The following is a 21,741-nucleotide window of genomic DNA, read 5'->3' as shown; positions in this document are numbered from 1 at the left end:
TCAGGCATACTGCGATATGAATTCCGCGTAGCATTCATCAAAGTGAATAAAAAGACAATCCATTTGTGCGGTTCGCCCTCATTTGCATTTTGTATTTCATTCCGCTGATGTACATGTTTGCTTACATCGAAGAGGATTCATGCTCGCCTGTTCACGCAGCATTTCTTCAGCGGAATTAATGACCTCTTAAAATCTAGCAGAATTAGACCCGTGAATTCTCCATTGCATTTAATGGATTCAGTCAATTAGTGCGGCGTCGGTATAGCACTTTACAACTCACCTCTTTATACTACTGATCGATTTATCATTACCGTACTTATTTACACAATAAACAAGTGTACGGTCAGTGTTTTTCTACCTTTAACTTGCTGTGAAAATAATATGAAAAAACAAACGGGATTTACTCTAATAGAGTTAGTCGTAGTTATTGTCGTGCTCGGTATTCTTGCTGTCACTGCCGCGCCACGCTTTTTAAACCTTCAAAGCGATGCACGTGAAGCTCGTTTGGAAGGAATGAAAGGCGCTATTGCATCAGCATTAGGCGTAGGTTATGGGAAAATGGCGATTGCAGGGTTGGAACATTATCCATATATATCAAATAAACACACTGACGCAGGTTCAGGTAAGGGCCCAGAAAGTCTGCCTTTCTCAAGCTGTGAGTTAAATGGCTCTCTTAGCTGTACATTTAGGTACGGTTACCCAGATGCAGATGAAACAAGCTTAGCTCTATTAGTCTCGGAACTTGAGAATCAGCACGGTGATAGTGACTGGAAAATTGTTCAGACTAACAACATTAAAGTCGTCATTTCAGCAAGAGATGGTAAAAATAGTAGCCTAACTCAATGCGGAATTTTATATGGGCCGCCGCAGACTCCAAACGAGAGTTACACCTTAGAGATTCTTCCCTGCCCTCAATAAAAATAAGGCTGCCAATCGGCAGCCTTATTTGTTTCATCTGATCGGTTTTTTACGCAAAGTTAAACACGTATTTATCCATCATATTCACCATGCGGCCAATCTCTGGCTTGGTAATCGTATCATTTGCGCCAAGAGATAGTGCTTTCGCTCGGTTATCCTCACTCATCAATGACGAGAACATAATGATCGGCATTTCATGAAACGCTTCGGTATCGCGTAGTCTCTTCACTAAGTGCATACCATCCATTCGAGGCATTTCTACGTCCGTAACCACCGCATCTAATAGCTCTTTAACTGGCAAGTTTTCTTCTTTCGCGACCTCGATCAAGCTCATCAACTTCTCATGCGCCTCACCACCGTCTTTACATGTGATCACATTGTAACCTGAAGAAGCTAATGTATCTTGGATCAAAGAGCGAATAAAGGCTGAGTCATCCACCACCATGATCGTTTTAGCATTACGCTTACCAACCATTCTCTGGTTGAGATCCACCGACTTGTCCCCTTTCACATCGTATTTTTCCATACTCAGTTCTGGGTTGATGTCTGCGATGATTTTTTCAAAGTCGAGAATCATGATCAGGTTGCCTTCTTTACGGACAACGGCTACTACACAATCTTGTTCGCCCGCTTCCAAAAACTGACTTGGTGATTCCACATCATTCCAAGAGATACGATGAATACGCGAAATGCTGTCAATTAAGAAGCCATTGGTCATTTTGTTGAAATCCGTAACGATTACAAACTTGCGCTCCAGATCTTGTCGTGTTGGCACACCTAACCAACCAGCTAAATCCACTAAAGGCGTCAGTACATCTCTGGATGAGAACACACCAATCATATGAGGTTGTGCGTTTGGATAATCGGTTGTTTCTGGCACGCGAATCACTTCTCGTACTTTCGCAACGTTAATGCCGTAATAACAAGTTTTTGTGCTGCCATCTGGCAATGTTTTTTCTAAATGAAACTCGATGATTTCAAGCTCATTGGTACCACTTTCTGTCAAAATGGTGCTGGTTACGTTACTCATAAAGCCAATTATCCAACCAAAAATACGCATCAGAAAAAGTTTGATGCAAACGCCATGAGAAGCCATTCTCTGGCTAAAAATCCAAAAGTCCTTTTTAGTCGTTACAACAAAATTTGTAAACCATCAAAAGGACGGCTAACGCACATTTCCATACCAAACCATGTAAAATTGTCTCATTTTTGAACACGACATTATGAGTGGCCAAAGTGCGAATTAACACCTCCACTTTTAGCGGCAGAGTCAATGAAAAGTTTAGAAATAATTTGAAGTGATGTTCAGCGTCAATAGCCAAACCTATCCAACAGATATCAGTACAAAGTTGGCTAGCGTGCTCATGCCTAGTGTAGAACAAGCTCTCTCCAAGTGGCTTGGTATAAAACTGCGCTTGCTAACACACGGGTTTAAATCGAAGCGCTAGAAACATTACAAGAAAATCTGAAGGCATAGAACACTGAAAGAACACTTTCAGTTTGTTAGTTTTCTGTCAACGTAAGTTTCAAGCAATCATCCTATCACTAGGTATTTCAATACCTGACATCGCTATTCCCATAATCAAGACACTGATTTTCACTTTTGGAAAGAGTCATTTTCCTTCCTCTTAGCAAGGTTTTTCCTACAATCCTATTCATCCAATTGCGCTGTCGCCTGACAGCACACTAGTTGATGTATTAGGTGAGGTTCACTTTGAATAATGTTCTTATTATCGACGCTCAACCATTGTATAGCGAAGCACTTGCTTCTCTAGTTGAATCTGTAATCAACGCAGCTGAAGTGATTCAAACCACTGACAGTGCGGAAGTGATGGATCTTGTCCGAGGCCAAAAGATTGATTTGATTATTTTAGACGTAGTACTTGGCGACCGCGATGGTATGCGTTTAGCCAAAAACATTTTAGCGACGGGATATCGTGGCCGACTGTTATTTGTTTCTTCACGTGACTACTCGAGTCTTTCTAAAGCAGCGTACGAAATGGGCGCAAATGGCTTCTTAAGCAAACATGAAACAAGAGAGACCATTATTGACGCAATTGTGAGTGTTTCACGCGGTTACTCAATGTTTAAGTCGACTCACACACCATCGTCGGGTAACGTAACACTTTCAAATCGCGAAGCCATGGTGTTCCATTATCTTGTACAAGGCTACTCTAATAAGAAGATTTCTGAACAACTTTCACTCAGCGCTAAAACAATCAGCACCTACAAAACGCGTATTCTGAAAAAGTACCATGCGGACACGTTGATTGAACTTCTGCATACTATTCCTCAGTCAGAAAACATTGAGTTTTGCCGCTAAGCGCTCATGTATTTTGCAATAGCACCGATTAACAGCTGGTGCATTGCATCATGTCTTAAGCTTTGCTTCACCTGTACAACCACTTTTGGCCAGCCATCTGGGTAAAAATGCTCTGGCACTCTTATAAATTTATATCCATCAATTGGCGCCTGATATTCAAGTAGCACGGTTGCGGCGCTTTTTTGCTTAATTAGCTTCAATACGCTGCTTACGTTGTCTAGAGCCGCAATACGGTTGATGACCATACCGTGGCTTTCCATTGCACGCTTAACGAGCTGCTCTTTCTCTTTCCAACCGATAATCTCTAACATGATAAAGGGAAGTTTGGCTGCTTCTTCTAGGGTGGTAATTCCCAGCTCTTCAGGGACAACTAACACAGCAGGCGCATAGCCGATGAACTTCTGATAAACAGATTTCGGAACATCCTCGTTGAAGTAATGTAACTGCGCATCCACTTTGCCTAGGATTATCTCTTCTATCGTATACTCTGTAATCGTTGCTATCGAAATGTGCGCCTTGGGAAACAGCGCCATTAAATCCATTGCAAGTAAATGCCCAAATGAGTATTGAGCGGTTTGCGGCAAACAAATGGTGATGTCTTTTTCGTAATTTTCCGGTTCAAACTCATCTCTAATTAGACAAGTTTCAAGCTTCTCGAGTGCGTCGGAAATTTTAGGTAATTGACGTTTTAAATAGTCCGTCGGTTCCATGTGGTGAGGATGCCGAATAAACAATTCATCGTTTAGCTGGAGTCGCAATCGGGCAAGGTATTTGCTAATTGACGCTTCGCTCTTCCCCATCGCTTTCGCAACGGGCTTGAGCTGACGGTGCTTATCCAGTAAGACAAGTATTTTAAGTAAGTTTAAGTCGAGATCTTTGTTCACGTGCGACACCAAATGTAAGGTCGAGAATAAATAGAGCAATCACTATTTGTTGACTGCTCTAATATAAAAGACCACTCATTCTGTTTGGTCAAATTAATCAAACAGTTATGTCATGGTTATGTTCCGTAACTTAACATTGAGTCAATACTAGCGCTGCTTAATGGGACTTTTGTCTGTGTTTTTTCATCTCATAGAGATCTTCATCTGCACGTACAATAACGTCCTGAAGCGTTTCGTGTAATTCATTCGCCGCGATACCAGTACTCACACTAACTTCGATATCCAAGGTCTTTAGTCGGTTATCTTTAACGACACTACGAAGCTTCTTCGCCAATATTGAAGATTGACTGATACTGCAACCCGGCAGAATCGCAACAAACTCATCACCACCAGTTCGAACTAGATAATCACTATTTCGAAACACTTTAGACATGGCATCAGCAATAATTCCAATAACTTCGTCCCTACATGGTGACCGTAATGGTCATTGATTCGCTTGATCCTATCGCCATCTATTGCAATGACGGAATATGGCGCGGTTTCCAAACGACGTTTGAACTCGCTATCTTGAAAAACTCTGCGGTTAAACAATCCCGTTAAATCATCTTTCGTCACGTTCGTCAGTGCTTTCGCGAGGCGAAGTTTGCTCTCTTTAGATTCATAAGCTTTGTTGTAATACGCTAAGGTTACGAAAAAGAAGATGATAAACAAGAACACGTAATCCAATACAATTTTACTGAATGGGTACATGTAAACGATAAGATTGTTGTTGTCTGCGACATATGATTGGGTGTACGCGAATGATGGAAAGGGGTAGCCAGCGAAATAAATCACCATTTGTTTGTTCCCATTCGCTATTTGAACATCCACCGCTTTCCCATCATTATAAAGCGGCGAGAGGTATAATTGTTCCGAGAACTCTCCCACTAACTCACCTTGAAAGTAAACCGGACTCATGATGCTTATCGCCATGTCATCGGAGTATGTCGTTTTAAATGGTAGGGAAAACAATACCCGGTCCGTTAGTTGCTCTTTCCACGCGGCTAACACACAAGAATAGTTACTTTTACACCAATCAACATCAAACGTGGCTTTCACTCCCTCTAGCGCTTCAATCGGTCTCTCTAAGATGAGTTTGTTTCCAGTATAAGAACGAAAATACATAACGGCATTTTGTCGATTGAACGCATTTGATAAATACGCTTCAGCCTGATGAAGCGATTTCCGTGCAACAGCTTCAACGTAATTGAGTTTTTCATAACGTGACAGGGAGTAAATCGCATCTTGAAAGCTCAGCTCTGTTTGCGCTTCTACTTCACTCACGCTCATGCCTTTGTATTGCTCGAGCTGCGCTTCCGTCAATAGCCCCATGAGAATTACTTTTTGTTTTATTTTGGCTAAATTATTCGCGTAAGTGTTGAACTGCTTTACTTCATAAGAAATTAACACCGCACCAATCATTGTGACAGAAGTGACGAATAGTAATGTTGCGATGAAAAGAGACAACGCGATACTTTTAAGTGTCATGATGCGGTCTTACGCCCCCGCCACTCTTGTTAGCTCAACAATGTTCTTTACGTTAAATTTATCCAATAGACGGCGTTTGTATGTGCTGACTGTTTTATCACTTATTGATAGCACTGAAGCGATTTCTCTATTGGACTTTCCTTGTAATAAATACTTCATTACTGCGCTTTCTCTGCTTGAAAGTTGTGGCATTTCTCGAACGCTATTAACAACTTGCTTAAATTTGAAGAAGGTATACCCCTTCTCTACCGCTTCTATCGCGTCTTTAAGAATGTCGTGATTTTCCGATTTACACACATAGCCATCAGCGCCAGAACGAAAAGCCATTTGGCTGTACATTTGGCTAGTTTCAGCGGAGAAGAAAATGACTTTGCCTTCATAACCATGGGATTTGATACGTTTGTAGAAATCAAACCCATCGCAATCTGCCAAGTTCACATCTAAGATCAACAGTTGAATTTCTTCCTTTTTCAATATTTGTAATGCCATCTTCGCTGATGTTGCAGTAAATACCCCATTTGTTTTCCCTAACTCTTCCAACAATGACTTGATTGCAACACAAACGAGAGGATGATCGTCAAAGATCAAGTAATTCAATTTATTCATATCTTTCATTTAGTATGGTTATGGCTTCTAGTGGCATGGGTTTATCAATGTAGAAGCCTTGGCAAAGATCAATCCCATACTCACGTATCGCTTGCAGTGTGACTTCGTCTTCAATACCTTCCGCGACCAGTCGTATATTTAAACTTTTCGCTAACGCGCAAATAGCAACAACGATGTTGCGTTTTTTGATGTCGCATTCGACACCTTGTACAAACGAACGATCGATTTTTAACTCGTTGAATGGCAGTTGAGCCAGTTTTTCAAACGTCGATGACCCCGTGCCAAAATCATCTATTGAGACAGTGACACCGTTCATCCTCAACTTGAGTAAATTCTTGTACAGGGACGCGCTAGTCTGAAATGTATCTCGCTCTGTAATTTCAATGGTGATTTGTGATGGGTCAATCTCGCTCTCTAAACATTGCTGTAAAAAGTAATGAGAGAACGCCGTATCTTCTAAGTTTTCATGGTCTACATTGATGGATACGTTTTGCGTCAATCCGCGGTGTTTCATGTCATAGATAACATTACTCAATACAGCTTGAAACAACTCTCCAGAAAGGCGGCAACGCTCTACAATTGGCAAAAAATAATGAGGGGGTAACACACCATAAATAGGATGATTCCAACGCGCGAGCGCTTCATACCCAAGCACTTCCCCACTTTGCACATCGACTAAAGGCTGGTAATAATTTTTCACGCGCCCTTCAGCCAGAGCAAACAGGAATTCTTGATCTTCCACTTCAATAGGTTGCGCAAAGCTGACTTGTTTCGCTTTTTCATCTTTTATTTTATCTAACAAATCAACGACTTCATTTTCATCGTATGGCTTAGGCAGCTTCCCTAATACTTCAAAACTAAATCCCTCGCACATGGCTCTTACCGCAGAAATAATGGTCAATTCCATTGCACTGACCAGTACAACTTGCCCCTGGTACTGGACTTTATCGAGCATTTCCATCATATCGATGCCGTCTTTTCCGGGCATTTGGATATCACAAAAAATTACGTCAAAATGTTGTTCCTGCACACTCTGAATAGCAGCATCCACACAGTTAAAGGGGATGACTTGCGCGCAATAGCGATCCAATATTTGCGAAAGTATTGTGGTTTGTAGCGGATGGTCATCAATCACCATCACATTAAGTTGTGTATTCATTTGTCTCTACCCAATAGTTTATGTTTTCGATCTCCTGCTCGATTCGTAAAATTAGCTCCGCTGTTCGCCTGTCAAACTCCGCAGCACTAACTCGTTCTGCCTCAATACAAAGCTCAGTCAGCATGCTTACCCCTATCGCCCCAACCGCTCCTTTGATGCCATGAATGACCCGTTTTTTGTCTCGCTCAGTCGATGCGGCGTTTAAGTTTTTTATATCTGTAGACATTGATTGACTAAACACGCGCGCAATCTCTTTTGCGTCCTGTGCTTTGAACCGTTTAATCCAGCCGGGCAGCCTACCCCTCTCTTTTTCGCCAATAAATGGAATCAAAACGGTTTTTAATTGATTAAGGTCATAGGGCTTGTAGAGCACATCATCAATGCCGATATCCTGTGTACGTTCAATGGCAAGACGAGCATCTTCTGCTGTCACACCGATGATTGGAATTGCTTTAAATTCGGAGTTTTTCACGTGCCTAACAAGCTCATAGCCATCCATTTCTGGCATATGAAAATCGGTCAGCAGCAACACAACGTTTTCATCTTGGTTGATGTATTCCCATGCTTCGCGGCCGTTATTCACAATGACAGGTTCGATTCCAAGTTCATGAAGCTGCATTGCTATCACACTTTGGTTAATGGGATTATCTTCTGCGACCAGTACCGTGCCGAGAACCCAAGAAACCACTTCTTGATTTGCGTCACTAAGCTTGGTTTCTTGCTGCGTTTGGCTGAGCAAATTGAACAATGTATCTGGATATTGAAGCTCTCTTAGCGTAAGACTGCCAAGTACCCTTTGTTCGTCACGCAGCATTAGGCCATTAAAACTGGCATCGCTGTCGTGTATAGGGTGAAGGTTCGCCACCATTGTTTTTAACGTCGCTGGACGCATTTTCCACGCGTCACACCACTGGCGAACATTAAGTGGTAAGCTCTCGCTATACGTCCAGTTCAAACAAACGTCTGGCTCAGAGTCGCAATGCTCAATTGGCAGTCTGACAGTAATCGTCGTGCCCAAGCCAAATTGTGAATCGATGTAGAGCACGCCGCCCATGCAGTCGATCAATCGGTCAACAATGCTCAGCCCCAATCCAGTACCGCCATATTTACGCGTAATAGTGTCATCCGCTTGAACAAAAGGATTGAGAATGCCTTCGAGTTGGTCATCCGTCATGCCGATACCTGAATCCGCCACTTTCAAAATAAGCTGCTTTTCATGAAGAATGACACTGATTCCAACCTCTCCTTCGGCAGTGAATTTCACCGCATTGGAGAGCAGATTGGTGGTAATTTGCACCAATCGCAGCGCGTCGATTTCAATGAAAGCATTCGAAAATGGTTTGATTGTCACTTTGTAATCCAAACCTTTCGCAAGCGCTCGTGGTTCAAAGCTTCGAAACACATCGCACAAGGTTTTAAGCAAGTCGGTCTTAACTGGGGCGACGGTTAAGTGCCCTGCCTCTAACTTTGAATAATCCAGTACTTCGTCTACTAGCGTATTCAAATGATTGAGCGAGCGTATGGCTTGGGCAATTAACTCGCGATTTGAATCTGCCGTCACTTGGCGATTTAGCAAATCGAGGATGCCGTGTGCTGCCGACAATGGCGTTCTTAATTCGTGACTCATGGTTGCCAAAAAGTTTTCGCGCGCACGTACCGCGGTTTGCGCTTCTTTTTGCGCATCGATTAACGCCTGCTCACGTTCTTTTTGCTGGGTAATATCTTGAATAACAGTCAGTACAAACTTGTTCTTACCGCTAGGAGAAGCGATGACTTTGCGTTCTCGATATACATGTTTAATATCAAGTTCACAGCCCGACGAGGCAACCTCTTCTGAAATACGCTTTCCAGCAATAACAGTGGTTAGTTCATCAAAATTATTCACCAGAGGAGCGTGCGCAGAATCACTTTTCAACTTACATTGTTGGCACTGTTTACTGTTGTAGTTGGCACAATTGCTCATCTCCATATGGTTATTTTCACTATGGATAAAAACCAAGCTATTGATCTCTTTGATGATGTCCATCAGCCATTGCTTTTCCGCTTCCTCATTGTCAGCATTAAATTCGGCTAACCTCACTTTAAGTCGCATGTGAGATAAGATGAAATACGCCGCAATTAACATGAGACAGAATATGAATGAACCAGCAACAACAAATGTAGCGATCTGCTCCGCGTCATAGCCATAAGTCAGTTTGAAGCTTCGGTGAGAACGCAGCAGTTTTTCGATCTCGTTAGAATCAATGGTTTCGATGATGCTGTTCAACATGTGTTGAAGTTGTGTATTGTGGTTTGCAACCGCAAATGCATTAGAGAACGTCAAAACCTCCTCCGCATTGATCACCAAGCCATCGACTTGATCTTGTGCAATCATGTTGTGAACGATGTCGTCAGGAATGTAAGCCACATCCAAAACGCCCGATTTCAAATCGGTAAGCAGCTTTTTCAAATCATCATAATGATCAACTTGGCCTTGTTGCCAAGTGCCCAAATGAACTAACCCTTGCTTTTTCAAAGTGAGCAGAATACCCGCTTCTTTCAGTGCAGATTTATCGCGCTTGCTCTGCTCCGTTTGGATAGCCACGTAATTACTGTGCATGAATGGTTTAGTGAACAACCAATCTGACTTAGGTAGCTCACCCACATAAGAGATGGGGACTATATCGGCATCAAATGCCGTTAATCCGTTAGAAAGGCTCGACGTCGGCTTCACATACTTAAAGCTCAAGCCAGTACGAGACTGCAATAAGTCGACAAAATCTGGAAAGAAGCCATCTAACTCGCCCGTTTGCGAATCTCGGTAGAGAAACGGATAAGCTTCGTCACTGCTGCTGTAAGTTATCACTAGTTTGTTTTGATGATTACGTCGGTAATCTACCAATAACTTATCACTGATATGGTAAGGATTTTTCGAGGCGACGGAGCGAATGTTTTTTCCATTTTGCTCCCACTGAAGGATTTTGTTGATGTCATCGATCAGACTCTGTTTGTCCAACGAAGCGATAAAACTCACCTCTTCGTTTTTCAACCAACTGGGAATATCGACAACCCCTTTTACAATGTCATTCAAATCCAAATATTGGGTAATACCAACATAAGTGTAAATCAGCGCGTTCGCTTTACCTCGCTTAACTTCATTAAACGCCTCTAAACGTGTTTTAACGTAATGTATCTTATCGATACCGCGTTCAGTGAGGTTGTCACAATACACACTGCCCTCAACACACACCCATTTAAGATCACGCGCATCACTATCTCGGTAAGTGGCATTCCGATACCAAACAGCGATAGTGCTCGAAAAGAAAGGCATCGAAAACAAGAAATGCTTTTCTCTTGCTGCTGTTTTACTAAATCCAACCGCACCATCAATCTTCTTGCTTTCGACATCCGCAAGTAAAGACGGAATATGCTTGTAAGTCCGAAGTTCTAACTCATAATCCAAAGCTTTAGTAATGTTAGACAAATACTCAAGACTAATTCCGTACGAAGGACCAACGCTACCGTCAAACGAGTCTTTAGCTTCGTCTTGCGCAATAACACCAACGATGACCTTCGGTTTAGGACTCTGTTTGGCAGTTGAGCAAAAAGAACTCGCTAAAAAAATTAAGGCGACGGACGATACCGTAATACTTCTAAGAATACTGAGCATGACTGCTTCCTCTGAATGGAAGCTCAGACTAGTTTTTGTCAGATAAAAGTCAAACTTCGCTCAATAGCGAAATAAAAATAAAGCTTTGATATAAAATCAAAAAACCAAAATCCGTCAGAACAATCTGACAACACAATCCACCTTTGACTACACAGCGTTTGCGTTCGGTCTCTCACCCAGACGGATATTCACTGCGAGTCGGTATACATAAGGGATGTGTGCTTTTAGGTTTGCACGCCATAGCTTTTTACTTTCATCTTGAATGATTCATCATCATTCCATGATAAACTGGCGTATTAACATGAAAGAAAGCTCAACTCCGCGGTTTCGAGCAGCTTGAAGTAAACACAGTTTTAGAAAATGCGTTCTAGTATTGTATTACTCAAGACTCACATTGCTACTTTTACAACCGCTGGAGCATTAGAAAAATTAAGGTATTAAATTCAAATGGTTAATAACTCAATCCAGTGGTTTCCTGGCCACATGCACAAAGCACGTAAAGAGATCGAAGAAGCAATCCCTCAAGTGGATGTGATCATCGAAGTACTGGATGCTCGTATTCCTTTCAGTAGTGAAAACCCTTTGATTTCTCAAATCCGTGGTGACAAACCTGTCGTTAAAGTTTTGAACAAACGTGATTTGGCCGATCCAGAATTAACTCAACTGTGGATTGAGCACTTGGAGCAAGAGCAACATGTAAAAGCAATGGCGATCACGACTTCTGAACCACAAGAAGTGCATCGAATCATGGAGCTTTGCCGCAAACTTGCCCCACACCGAGAAGAAATTGGTAAAAACATTCGCACCATGATCATGGGCATCCCAAACGTTGGAAAGTCGACGATCATTAACACCCTCGCAGGTCGAACAATCGCTGTAACAGGTAACCAACCCGCGGTTACACGTCGTCAACAACGTATCAACCTGCAAAATGGCATCGTATTATCTGATACTCCAGGAATTTTATGGCCAAAAGTGGAAAATCCACACAGTGGCTTCCGCCTTGCGGCTACCGGCGCGGTAAAAGATACAGCGATGGAATATGACGAAGTCGCATTCTATACCATTGAATACCTAGCAGCTCATTATGCAGACAAGCTTAAAGAGCGTTATCAAATTGAAGAGCTTCCAGAATCAGATATCGAGATCATGGAAGAAATTGGTCGTCGCCGCGGTGCACTACGTGCAGGTGGACGTGTTGATTTGCACAAAGTATCAGAGATCTTATTGCACGAACTTCGTCAAGGCACTTTGGGCCAAATTACATTAGAACGCCCAGAAATGATCACTCAAGAGCTGATTGAAGTCGAGATTGAGACCGCCCGTAAAGAAGAAGAAAAAGCGAAGCGTAAAGAAGAGCGTCGTAAGCGCTATTTACGTAATAAGCGATAAGCTTGTCTCTTATCTACTCATGTTTCAAGGCGCGATTTTCGCGCCTTTTTTGTTATCTAATGCGCCCATTTTTTTCACTTTTCAAACTTTATATTCCTCATCCAAAATCCCAGATATGAAGCACGAAAAAACACCGCAAAATCGCCGTATAAACTTTAAGCACAAACTAGTTTAGACCCCGGGCCCCTATAGAGTTACAGCCACCATCCAACCCTCAAATGTCGAGTTTGCAAGGGTCTGCAAACTTATGCAACCTGGTTAGTGACACTCTCCCCAAAATCCGCAATATGAATAAGTGTCAGCGCTGGCGTTTTTCCATATGAAGAAGAGATTTATTATGAGTGAAACTATACAAAGCAAACCACTTCCCTCCTTTATCGAGGAACGCCTAGATTTTTATATTCAAGATCTAATCGAACCGAATGAGAACAAAAAACACCTTGTTCTTGGTAAACGCCCACCGTGTAATGCCGTTGTCCTGCAAAGCAATGATTACCTTGCACTGTCTCATAATAAGGAGATTCAAAACGCGCATCGTGATGCGATTTCCCAGCACGATGACAACGTCGTGATGTCCGCGATTTTCTTACAAGACGATGAATCGAAACCTGTATTTGAAACGCAACTAGCCAGTTTCGTTGGTATGCCTAGTTGTCTACTTTCTCAATCTGGTTGGGCTGCGAATGTCGGTTTATTGCAGACTATTTGTGCACCGAACATACCTGTGTACATTGATTTCTTTGCACATATGTCTTTGTGGGAAGGCGCACGTATTGCCGGAGCACAAATTCATCCGTTCATGCATAACAACACCAGTCACCTAAGAAAGCAGATTTCACGTCACGGTTCAGGGATCATTGTTGTGGATTCGGTTTACAGCACTATCGGGACCATCGCTCCTCTACGTGATATCTACGAAATAGCACAGGAGTTTGACTGCGGCCTGGTTGTAGATGAATCACACTCTTTAGGTACACACGGTCCACAAGGTGCGGGGATACTGCAGGGTCTTGGCTTAACTCATAAGGTCGATTTTATTACCGTTAGTCTTGCCAAGACATTTGCTTATCGTGCTGGCGCGATTTTAGGCCCAGAAAAACTGGCGAAGACGCTTCCGTTTGTGGCGTACCCTGCAATATTTAGTTCTACCGTATTACCGCAAGAGATCATTCGGCTAGAGAAAACACTAGACGTCATAAGAAAATCAGATGATAAGCGAGATATTCTGTTTGAAAGAGCCAAGTCTTTAGCCGTTGGTTTAAAACGCATTGGATTTACTATTCGCAGTGAATCACAAATTATCTCATTAGAATGCGGCAACGAGAGAAACACTGAGCGAGTCCGCGATTTTCTCGAAGAGCGAAATGTTTACGGCGCAGTGTTTTGCCGCCCTGCAACTGGAAGGAACAAAAACATCATCCGTTTTTCAGTCAATGCCGACATGACAGCTGCTGAAGTTGATCATGTACTCACTGTCTGCCAACAAGCATTCGCACACCCTGACTTAGAGTTTGTGTAAGTTAGTGTGTAGATAAAACTAAAGAGCTCAACAGTTTTGCTGAGCTCTTTATTCGTGTTATTCGTTGTGAGCAACTCGCCTCAAGAAAACAAGTCGCGAATGATTAGATCCAGTTTGCGATTTTATCGAACAAGCGATTTTTATCCGCCGGTTTTACGATGAAGTCAGACATACCCGAAGACCCAATTTTGTCCAACGTGACAGGTGAACTATCCCCTGTATGTGCAATAATAGGTACCGACGCATAGTTTTTATCCGAGCTTCGAATTCGCCTAGACGCTTCTACACCATCCATAATTGGCATTTCGATATCCATCAGAATGAGATCAACATCTTCTTGCTCTAGTGTATCCAGAGCCTGCTGCCCGTCTTCTTTCTGAATCACTTCAAAGCCTTGCTTTTCAAGTAACATTGCCGTGAATTTACGCAAAGATTCATTATCATCCACGACCATAATTGTGCGCTTATTTGAATTATCTAACGTCACCGAGGCCGTTGGTGTCGATACATAGCTTGAATCATATAAGAGGCGCTCAACCGTTGGTTTAGTATTCAATAACCAGGCTTGCGTTTCGATCCAAATAGGTTCATATGCAGCCTTGCGTGCTCTCTGAGTCGGATGATGCTCAAAAAGATAAACGATGCGTGCTTCAGTGAAAGACAAGAGAGATTCTAATCTATCCAATTGGTTTGCTCTTGGATCTAAGCTCTCAAGATCGATAAAAATCAGATCGAATTCGAACTCGTACTCTTTCTTTTTGAGTACTTGGTTGGCATCTAAAATCGTCGAGTCAAAGCCCATAAAACGGCTAATATCTGTTACTTTAGACACCAAGATATCTTGGCTAGTCACCGTTAGAATGGTTTTGAGTTTAGTCAGATCGTTTTTGATTTCAGTAACGGTATCAGATGTCGTTAGTGGGAAAGTTAATGTAAATTGAGACCACTCCCCTAACTGAGATTGACACTCAATGTTCCCCCCAAATGAACGCATGACTTTTTTACAAAACGGTAGACCCAAACCATAACTTCCTGATTTGCCAGTGGTGTAAAAGTCTTGAAAGATATTGCGTAGAACATCAGGAGCAATGCCAGCACCATTATCGGTTACAACAATTTGATTAAAGCGTTCTGAACTTATCATGGATACATGTATGTGAAAATCTTCAGATTTACGGTGATGGAAGGCATTCTTGAAGAGGTTATACATAACGTATTTAAGTAACGTATCACTACCTAGAAACTCAAACTCACTTCTCGCATCCAGCGATATGGCAAATCGATCAGTGGCACGTTTATAACTGAAGCTTTCAATTGCCTGTTCAACGACCGAGTGAACTGAATATTTTTTGAAGCTAGAACGAGAAACTCGATTTTCATCAATCGAAGTTAGCAATAAATCGATGGTTTCATTACCCGATTGGATAATGTTCATTGCATCCTGACTCACTTCACGTAATAAGGTGACATCCTCTACACTCATGACGTACTGCTCTTTTCCTGCCTCTTTCATGTTGGGCAAGATCGACTGGATAACATCTATTGAAGTGCAAAGCCCACTCAACGGGTTACGCATTTCATGTGCAATCCCTGCCCCGAATGATTTTGCCAGCGAGACTTTCGCTTCATGTTCAACTTGGTTACGAAAATAGAACAGATTACCGAAGACATAAATAAACAGAAAGATTGGCACATGAGTCCAATCCATGGTCAGGTCCAGATGGAACCCTTTTGCAACCCAAGCGAAGAATGTGGCCAAGCCTATCCCAGCAAAGGTTTGAGCAAACATGACCCTAGTAACATGAACCAGTAAAATGTGTAAGAAAATTGCAGACATAAACGACATAACCCATACATTGGACCAGTCATTCATCAGTAACATATAAAAAAAGAAAAACGGTAAGCACAGCGTTATCGTCACTTGGTAGTAAATAGGAACATAATCTCTCCAAGTCGATGATAAGCGGTTTCTAAAAATGATGCCGAAAAACAATAACGAGCAAAACAATCTAAGAGGTAAATTTTCATAAGCCTGTGGAAAGGCAAACTCCCAGACAAAGTAGTACAGCGGAAAGCCAAGAAACCCCATCCAGCCAACGAGAGTTAGGTTTGGTTCTGCATATTGATAAACCTTACGTATCGAGTCCATATAATCTGTTTTGCTTACTCCGCCTGACGCACAACAATGTGATTTTGATTCACTTTTATCATTTTATTATTAACTAATTATATATTAATCATCATTTATAAGCAGCGCGAAATGACGTAAACAGCTCGCAATACTTATCTTTAGTTTCAATCTTTTAAGACAGCTGCACTTGATTTACAACCAAATAAACAAAGTTGCATATAGTTTAGTGTAATTTTGCGATAATCGCTCTGTATCCAATTGGATGTTAATCTCATTTTGTTCTAGAAACTTAAGTCGCGCCTTTGGCACGGCTTTCCAACGATTTAAAAATAGCACTCACCGCATATAGCGCGGTGACAAACAATTGGCTCGGGGTGTGTCATGAATTCTTTCCAGATAAAAAATGTCATTTTTGATGTAGGTAATGTATTGGTACGCTGGTCTCCAGTAGAAATCGTTCGCTTAACATTTGGTGGGTCCGTAGAGTCAGAGAAAATGGCTCAGATGCTATTTTCATCACAAATCTGGAAAGATTTAAATAAAGGGACGATCTCCGAAAGGGAAGCAAAACAGCGTTATCAACATGAACACCAAGTAACGACGGAAGAAATGGACCGCTTCTTTTATTATGTAAAACACACTCAAATATTACTTTACGGCAGTATAGAGCTGTTAAAACGAGTAAAAAGAGCCGGATATGGCGTATATGCGCTCACAGACAACATCAACGAAATTGTGGAACATCTTCGTACTACCTATGAGTTTTGGCCACTGTTTGATGGAGCAATCATCTCTTCTGAAGTTCAATTACTAAAACCACAAGCGGAGATCTACCAAACTCTACTTTCAAAGTATCAGCTTAACCCCGAAGAGACAGTATTTCTTGATGACATGCCTTACAATGTTGAAGGTGCCCGAGCAGTTGGCATGGCTGCTATTCAGTTTGAAAATGCTCAGCAATGTGAGCTCGAACTAAAAGCCATGGGGGTTAACTTCTAGAAAGCTTTTAATAAAACATAACGTTAGGGTGCATAAACAAAAAAGAGCAGTGTTGAGACTGCTCTTATCTAATGTTTGAGAACGCTAGGTTAGGAGTAAATCACGTTTTCCTCAATCCCACTAACTAATGACTGGGCGTTCTTCCAACGGAATACTTTTTCTAACACCTCTTTGCCATCAGGTGCGCGCCAAGTTCGCTCTTGATCCTCTTGTCCACCAATGTGGCGATAGAATTCAATCGCAGAAATGTTTTGCGACACAACTTCTAAATAAAGACCTGTGTCTTTAAAGTACTGCTGTTGCCATTCTGCGACAGCAAGTAATAGCTGCTTACCAATACCACGACCACGGTAACTGTCATCAACATGCAATGCGTCAATAAAGGTTCCACGCTCGAAATCATGGTTGCCGAACACACAAACAAAGCCAAGTAGCAAACCTCCCTCCTCCGCCAAGACAATGTGCTGATTGAATGGTGGGTTGGTCAAACGGGTTTGCCAAATCAGTAGTTTGTCGTCAATCGCTTCTTTCTCAAGATAGTTATCACTAAGAATGCCACGGTAATGACGCTTCCAGCTATCCGCATGAAGATGCGCAATGCGCTCGTAGTCCTTATATTCCGCTAATCGTAAATCCATTACGTATTCCTATTTTCTTACATTTTTGCTTCTTTATAGAGTCTCGGTATATTCCACCTTTATAACACTTGTTTCTTGGCAGATTTTATACACCTTAAGCCAGAGCTCGTTTTTTAATACTACTCATTATTCAATTAAAAGCAAAATATCCCATCAAGTTCCTTAATCTACACCCAAAGGAATAGTCACATTTGTCTAACTTTAATTTGACTTACATGTGTACGCTGATATTCTGGCGAACAGTTGTTAGCTCAAAGTTAGGGATACACCTGTGACTCAAAACAAACCACCTGTTATCTGGTTGAATACATTAATATTTTCTGCCAGTTTTGTTCTGACTTTTATTGTAATGCCTTGGTATGCATATCATTTTGGACTAGGTTGGGAACATCTAATTTGGGGAGTGATTGCATTTAGTTTTACTAACCTTTCTATTACAGCAGGCTATCATCGTCTCTGGAGCCACAAAACGTACGAAGCTCATCCTATTTTGCGCGCCATTTTTGCGATTGGAGGAGCATTTTCTTTGCAAAATAGTGCATTACATTGGTCTTCTGATCATCGTGTGCATCACAAACATGTCGACAATAACGATAAAGATCCGTACTCAGCCAAGCGGGGTTTTTGGTATTCTCACATTGGGTGGATGTTACGTGATTACAATAAATCAAAGGAAAACGAATATACAAACTGCCGTGACCTAAAGCGCGACAAAATCGTCATGTGGCAGCATAAGTATTATGTTCCACTTGCCCTACTGACTAATATTGGTTTCCCAGTCATGCTCGGACTGATCTACGGTGATATCTGGGGGATGTTATTGGTCGTTGGTGCGGCTCGACTCTTTATGAGTCACCATACGACTTTTTTCATTAACTCCCTCGCACATATTTGGGGTAAGCAAACTTTCACAGACAAAAACACTGCTCGCGATAATGGTGTACTCGCCTTTTTCACATTTGGAGAGGGTTACCATAATTTCCATCATATTTTCGAGAATGACTATCGCAATGGCGTGTATTGGTGGCATTACGACCCAACGAAGTGGTTGATAAAGTCATGTTCTTGGCTAGGACTCACATCTAAGTTGCGCACAACGCCTACATTTAGAATTGAAAAAGCCCGTGCGAGTCAACTTTTGAAGAAAGCAAGAGAAAAGCTAGAATCGAAACCGAACACGCAAACAATCCTCGATCAGCTGCAGCACGAGTTTGATACTCTAGTTCATCACATGCAGGAATACTACGAGATGCGCAAAGAAGTACTCGGTGCCAAAACTGCCAGTGTGGTAAAAAAATACGAATGTTCTGTAACGAAAATGAAGTACCAGCAAATTAAAGCAGAGTTCGAACGGCAGCAGCGTAGTTGGAACCTTATGGTTCGTCGATACGCATAGTTTATCCTCATTCTTACGATTACTTAGCTTCGCTTCGGCGAAGCTTTTTTGTTGTGAAGAGTGTTTTCCAATAATTGCTTACTGAGTAAAGTCTTTTTCCTATTGTGAATCAATTCACTCTTTATTCATTCACTTTCCTAGTCATATTTTCCTTCCTATAAATAGCTTCAAACCAGCACATAACACTTAGAAAACCAAATTCCAACAATACAATCTAACGAAATTATTTATTAAATTATTATTTGTCTCAGATCATGCAAGCCCCATATTTGTCTCGTGCCACAGCTAAGAATTCTGTAAATTCCTTGTCATAAACTGAAACAGTTTCTTTCTTTTTTACATAACATTCGGAGATCCCTATGTTAGAGCTCTTAATTGGCTTAGTGGTTACCATTGCGGTGGGTTACTTTATTGTCAAAGGCTATAAAGCTGCGGGCGTGTTACTGACCGCTGGTATTGCTTTACTTCTTATGACTGGCGTTTTGGGGCACGACGTGCTGCCGTCAAAAATCACCTCAACTGGTAACATGGTGACAGATGCGCTTGAATACGTGAAATACATGCTTCAATACCGCGGTGGCGGTCTTGGTATGCAAATCATGCTGCTTTGTGGTTTTGCGTCATACATGACTCATATCGGCGCGAACAACGTGGTAGTGAAACAGTTCTCTAAACCGCTTTCTGTCATCAAGTCTCCTTACGTCCTTTTGGTAGCGGCTTACATTGTGGCGTGTTTAATGTCTCTTGCGGTAAGTTCTGCAACAGGCCTTGGCGTACTATTAATGGCGACATTATTCCCTATGATGGTCGCGATGGGCATTTCTCGTCCAGCAGCCGTTGCAGTGTGTGCCTCTCCAGCGGCAATCATCCTTTCTCCTACTTCTGGTGATGTTGTTATCGCAGCAGAAAAGTCTGGTTTAGAGCTTGATGTGTTTGCGGTACAAACTGTGTTGCCTGTTTCTATTTGCGCAATCATCGTCATGGCAGCGGCAGCGTTCTTCTGGAACAAATACTTAGATAAGAAAGAAAATACACCAATGGAAAAAATTGATGTATCAGAGATCAAAGCTGACGCACCAGCGTTTTATGCAGCTCTTCCTTTTCTACCTATCATCGGCGTTTTCCTATTCAACGGTCGTACCATTCCAGGACTTAGTCTAGACATCTACACTATTGTGGTTGGTTCGATTTTCCTTGGAGCTCTGATCCATTATGTTGTAAATAAGTTCGATGGTAAGAAATCACTAGAAGATTTAGATTCTTGTTACGCAGGCATGGCTGACGCGTTCAAAGGCGTTGTGATGCTTTTGGTTGCCGCAGGGGTTTTTGCACAAGGTCTGATGTCTATCGGAGCTATCGATAACCTACTTCATCTAGCAGATAATGCTGGTGCAGGCGGCGTTGCTTTAATGCTTATTCTAACTGCATTGACAGTTGCAGCAGCAATTGCAACGGGTTCGGGTAACGCGCCTTTTTATGCGTTCGTGGAGTTAGCACCATCTTTGGCTGCGAAAATGGGATTAAACCCTGCTTTCCTAATTATCCCGATGCTTCAAGCATCAAACCTAGGCCGTACTATCTCACCAGTATCTGGCGTAATCGTTGCGACATCAGGTATGGCAAACATCAGCCCGTTTGAGGTTGTAAAACGCACATCCGTTCCAGTTCTAGCAGGCCTTATCACGGTGATTATTGGTACTATGGTGCTTGTTCCAATAAGTGCCTAACGGTATTGCCACGATCAAACTAAAAGCAATATCCGAACAAAATTACGTTTAATTAAAAACGCCAGCAAATGTGCTGGCGTTTTTTTTATTCTAATGTGTTGATTTACGCTGACTTAAATCGGTCAGGAATCTTAGTGATGCTCTCTCTGTAGCTAAACCATAAGTAGGTAACGGCAAGCGAAAAGAATAAATATGAAAGTGCGAATACGATTGGAGACGTGATTAATTCCGCGGACATTCCCCACATCACACCGACTACGGTTATCGTCAACTTAGAAAGCATACCGCAAATGAGTAGGAGTAAAGCAAGCTGTGGAAAGCGCGAGCTGCGAAATGTGAAGAAATAACAGCTACCTACCGCTAAAGAAGCAATAGATAAGCCCAACATAAATGAATGGATGTGGTCTGCTGATGCGATACCAGCGGATACCGAAGCCATGAGTAATAGGAACAGTTTCATAAGTCACCTCACAACAAATCTAAAAAGCATCCCTTCATAAATGAAAACTCATTTTTCACTATATTCTGCGCCTAAAATCAGCAATTACAAGTTACTTTTTTGCTCACTTAATGAACATAAAAGCTAATCAGCTTCAATTATTACAAAAGGTTAACAATTAAAAATTAAGAAACCCTTTGCATCTGATACTTACGACAGTTAGATGATAAATTCGCCATTTTTGTTACAGATGGTTAACATGGAAACATTTTGAAATTTTTTATTTGAAATGTGAACTGTGCACTCAACAGCGTAAAACCTCTCTGTCTTGACTCATCATTCGTTATTAGCAAACAAAAAATATCACTTTTTTACAACGTTCTTACTACATACAAAACCATGAATTCACATCCACTTTTAATGTTGCAAATTAT

Annotated in this window: 15 protein-coding genes and 1 pseudogene; 7 read left to right on the top strand and 9 right to left on the bottom strand. The window is 41.8% G+C overall.

What is annotated here, in order from left to right; genetic code table 11:
* Positions 1 to 381: 381 nt before the first annotated feature.
* Positions 382 to 918, top strand: coding sequence for a prepilin-type N-terminal cleavage/methylation domain-containing protein (locus R7Q46_RS16865; protein WP_136977162.1), 537 nt, complete (start codon positions 382 to 384; stop codon positions 916 to 918).
* A gap of 49 nt (positions 919 to 967) precedes the next feature.
* Here R7Q46_RS16865 and R7Q46_RS16860 read toward each other — a convergent pair whose 3' ends face one another.
* Entirely contained in the window at positions 968 to 1,948 is a 981-nt protein-coding gene (locus tag R7Q46_RS16860; RefSeq protein WP_025998672.1) for a chemotaxis protein, read from the bottom strand.
* A 684-nt stretch (positions 1,949 to 2,632) separates the two neighbouring features.
* Between R7Q46_RS16860 and R7Q46_RS16855 the strand changes: the two genes are divergently transcribed.
* Entirely contained in the window at positions 2,633 to 3,241 is a 609-nt protein-coding gene (locus R7Q46_RS16855; protein WP_017821556.1) for a response regulator transcription factor, read from the top strand.
* Here the strand turns inward: R7Q46_RS16855 and R7Q46_RS16850 are convergent.
* From R7Q46_RS16850 to R7Q46_RS16830, 5 genes and pseudogenes are all read right to left on the bottom strand, one after another.
* Positions 3,238 to 4,125: a LysR family transcriptional regulator gene (locus R7Q46_RS16850; RefSeq protein WP_025767842.1), complete on the bottom strand. Its 888-nt coding sequence runs from the start codon at positions 4,123 to 4,125 to the stop codon at positions 3,238 to 3,240. The genes R7Q46_RS16855 and R7Q46_RS16850 overlap by 4 nt on opposite strands.
* A 157-nt stretch (positions 4,126 to 4,282) precedes the next feature.
* A pseudogene (locus tag R7Q46_RS16845) lies at positions 4,283 to 5,652 on the bottom strand (GGDEF domain-containing protein).
* A gap of 9 nt (positions 5,653 to 5,661) precedes the next feature.
* Positions 5,662 to 6,258 carry a response regulator transcription factor gene (locus R7Q46_RS16840; RefSeq protein ID WP_017635347.1) on the bottom strand — a complete coding sequence of 199 codons (597 nt, stop codon included), beginning with the start codon at positions 6,256 to 6,258 and terminating at the stop codon, positions 5,662 to 5,664.
* Complete coding sequence (locus R7Q46_RS16835) at positions 6,251 to 7,417, bottom strand: EAL domain-containing response regulator (RefSeq protein WP_318077640.1); 1,167 nt, start codon at positions 7,415 to 7,417, stop codon at positions 6,251 to 6,253. The genes R7Q46_RS16840 and R7Q46_RS16835 overlap by 8 nt, the downstream gene beginning before the upstream one ends.
* The gene (locus R7Q46_RS16830) at positions 7,401 to 11,066 is read right to left on the bottom strand and encodes an ATP-binding protein (protein ID WP_318077638.1); all 3,666 of its coding nucleotides are present in this window, start codon (positions 11,064 to 11,066) and stop codon (positions 7,401 to 7,403) included. Before R7Q46_RS16830 ends, R7Q46_RS16835 begins: the two co-directional genes overlap by 17 nt.
* Positions 11,067 to 11,513: 447 nt before the next feature.
* Here R7Q46_RS16830 and ylqF point away from each other — a divergent pair, with 447 nt between their 5' ends.
* Both ylqF and cqsA read left to right on the top strand, forming a co-directional pair.
* Positions 11,514 to 12,458, top strand: coding sequence for a ribosome biogenesis GTPase YlqF (gene ylqF, locus R7Q46_RS16825; RefSeq protein ID WP_005376521.1), 945 nt, complete (start codon positions 11,514 to 11,516; stop codon positions 12,456 to 12,458).
* A gap of 337 nt (positions 12,459 to 12,795) precedes the next feature.
* Entirely contained in the window at positions 12,796 to 13,977 is a 1,182-nt protein-coding gene (cqsA, locus tag R7Q46_RS16820) for an alpha-hydroxyketone-type quorum-sensing autoinducer synthase (RefSeq protein WP_213898375.1), read from the top strand.
* Between the two features lie 103 nt (positions 13,978 to 14,080).
* On the opposite strand, the gene R7Q46_RS16815 is transcribed toward cqsA, so the two are convergent.
* Positions 14,081 to 16,126 carry a hybrid sensor histidine kinase/response regulator gene (locus R7Q46_RS16815; protein WP_005388225.1) on the bottom strand — a complete coding sequence of 682 codons (2,046 nt, stop codon included), beginning with the start codon at positions 16,124 to 16,126 and terminating at the stop codon, positions 14,081 to 14,083.
* A 363-nt stretch (positions 16,127 to 16,489) separates the two neighbouring features.
* On the opposite strand from R7Q46_RS16815, the gene R7Q46_RS16810 reads away from it, so the two are divergent.
* Entirely contained in the window at positions 16,490 to 17,107 is a 618-nt protein-coding gene (locus R7Q46_RS16810) for an HAD family hydrolase (protein WP_213866384.1), read from the top strand.
* A gap of 89 nt (positions 17,108 to 17,196) precedes the next feature.
* On the opposite strand, the gene R7Q46_RS16805 is transcribed toward R7Q46_RS16810, so the two are convergent.
* The gene (locus tag R7Q46_RS16805) at positions 17,197 to 17,745 is read right to left on the bottom strand and encodes a GNAT family N-acetyltransferase (protein ID WP_005376525.1); all 549 of its coding nucleotides are present in this window, start codon (positions 17,743 to 17,745) and stop codon (positions 17,197 to 17,199) included.
* 271 nt (positions 17,746 to 18,016) lie between these two features.
* Here R7Q46_RS16805 and R7Q46_RS16800 point away from each other — a divergent pair, with 271 nt between their 5' ends.
* The gene (locus R7Q46_RS16800; RefSeq protein WP_017821552.1) at positions 18,017 to 19,141 is read left to right on the top strand and encodes an acyl-CoA desaturase; all 1,125 of its coding nucleotides are present in this window, start codon (positions 18,017 to 18,019) and stop codon (positions 19,139 to 19,141) included.
* A gap of 359 nt (positions 19,142 to 19,500) precedes the next feature.
* Positions 19,501 to 20,868, top strand: coding sequence for an anaerobic C4-dicarboxylate transporter DcuC (gene dcuC / locus R7Q46_RS16795; protein WP_318077636.1), 1,368 nt, complete (start codon positions 19,501 to 19,503; stop codon positions 20,866 to 20,868).
* A 103-nt stretch (positions 20,869 to 20,971) separates the two neighbouring features.
* Here dcuC and R7Q46_RS16790 read toward each other — a convergent pair whose 3' ends face one another.
* Positions 20,972 to 21,328 (bottom strand): NADH:ubiquinone oxidoreductase, encoded by a 357-nt coding sequence (locus R7Q46_RS16790; RefSeq protein WP_318077635.1) that lies wholly within the window; start codon positions 21,326 to 21,328, stop codon positions 20,972 to 20,974.
* Positions 21,329 to 21,741: the final 413 nt, after the last annotated feature.

It is taken from the genome of Vibrio sp. 811, assembly GCF_033339195.1.
This window is presented reverse-complemented; position numbering and strand designations above follow the sequence as displayed.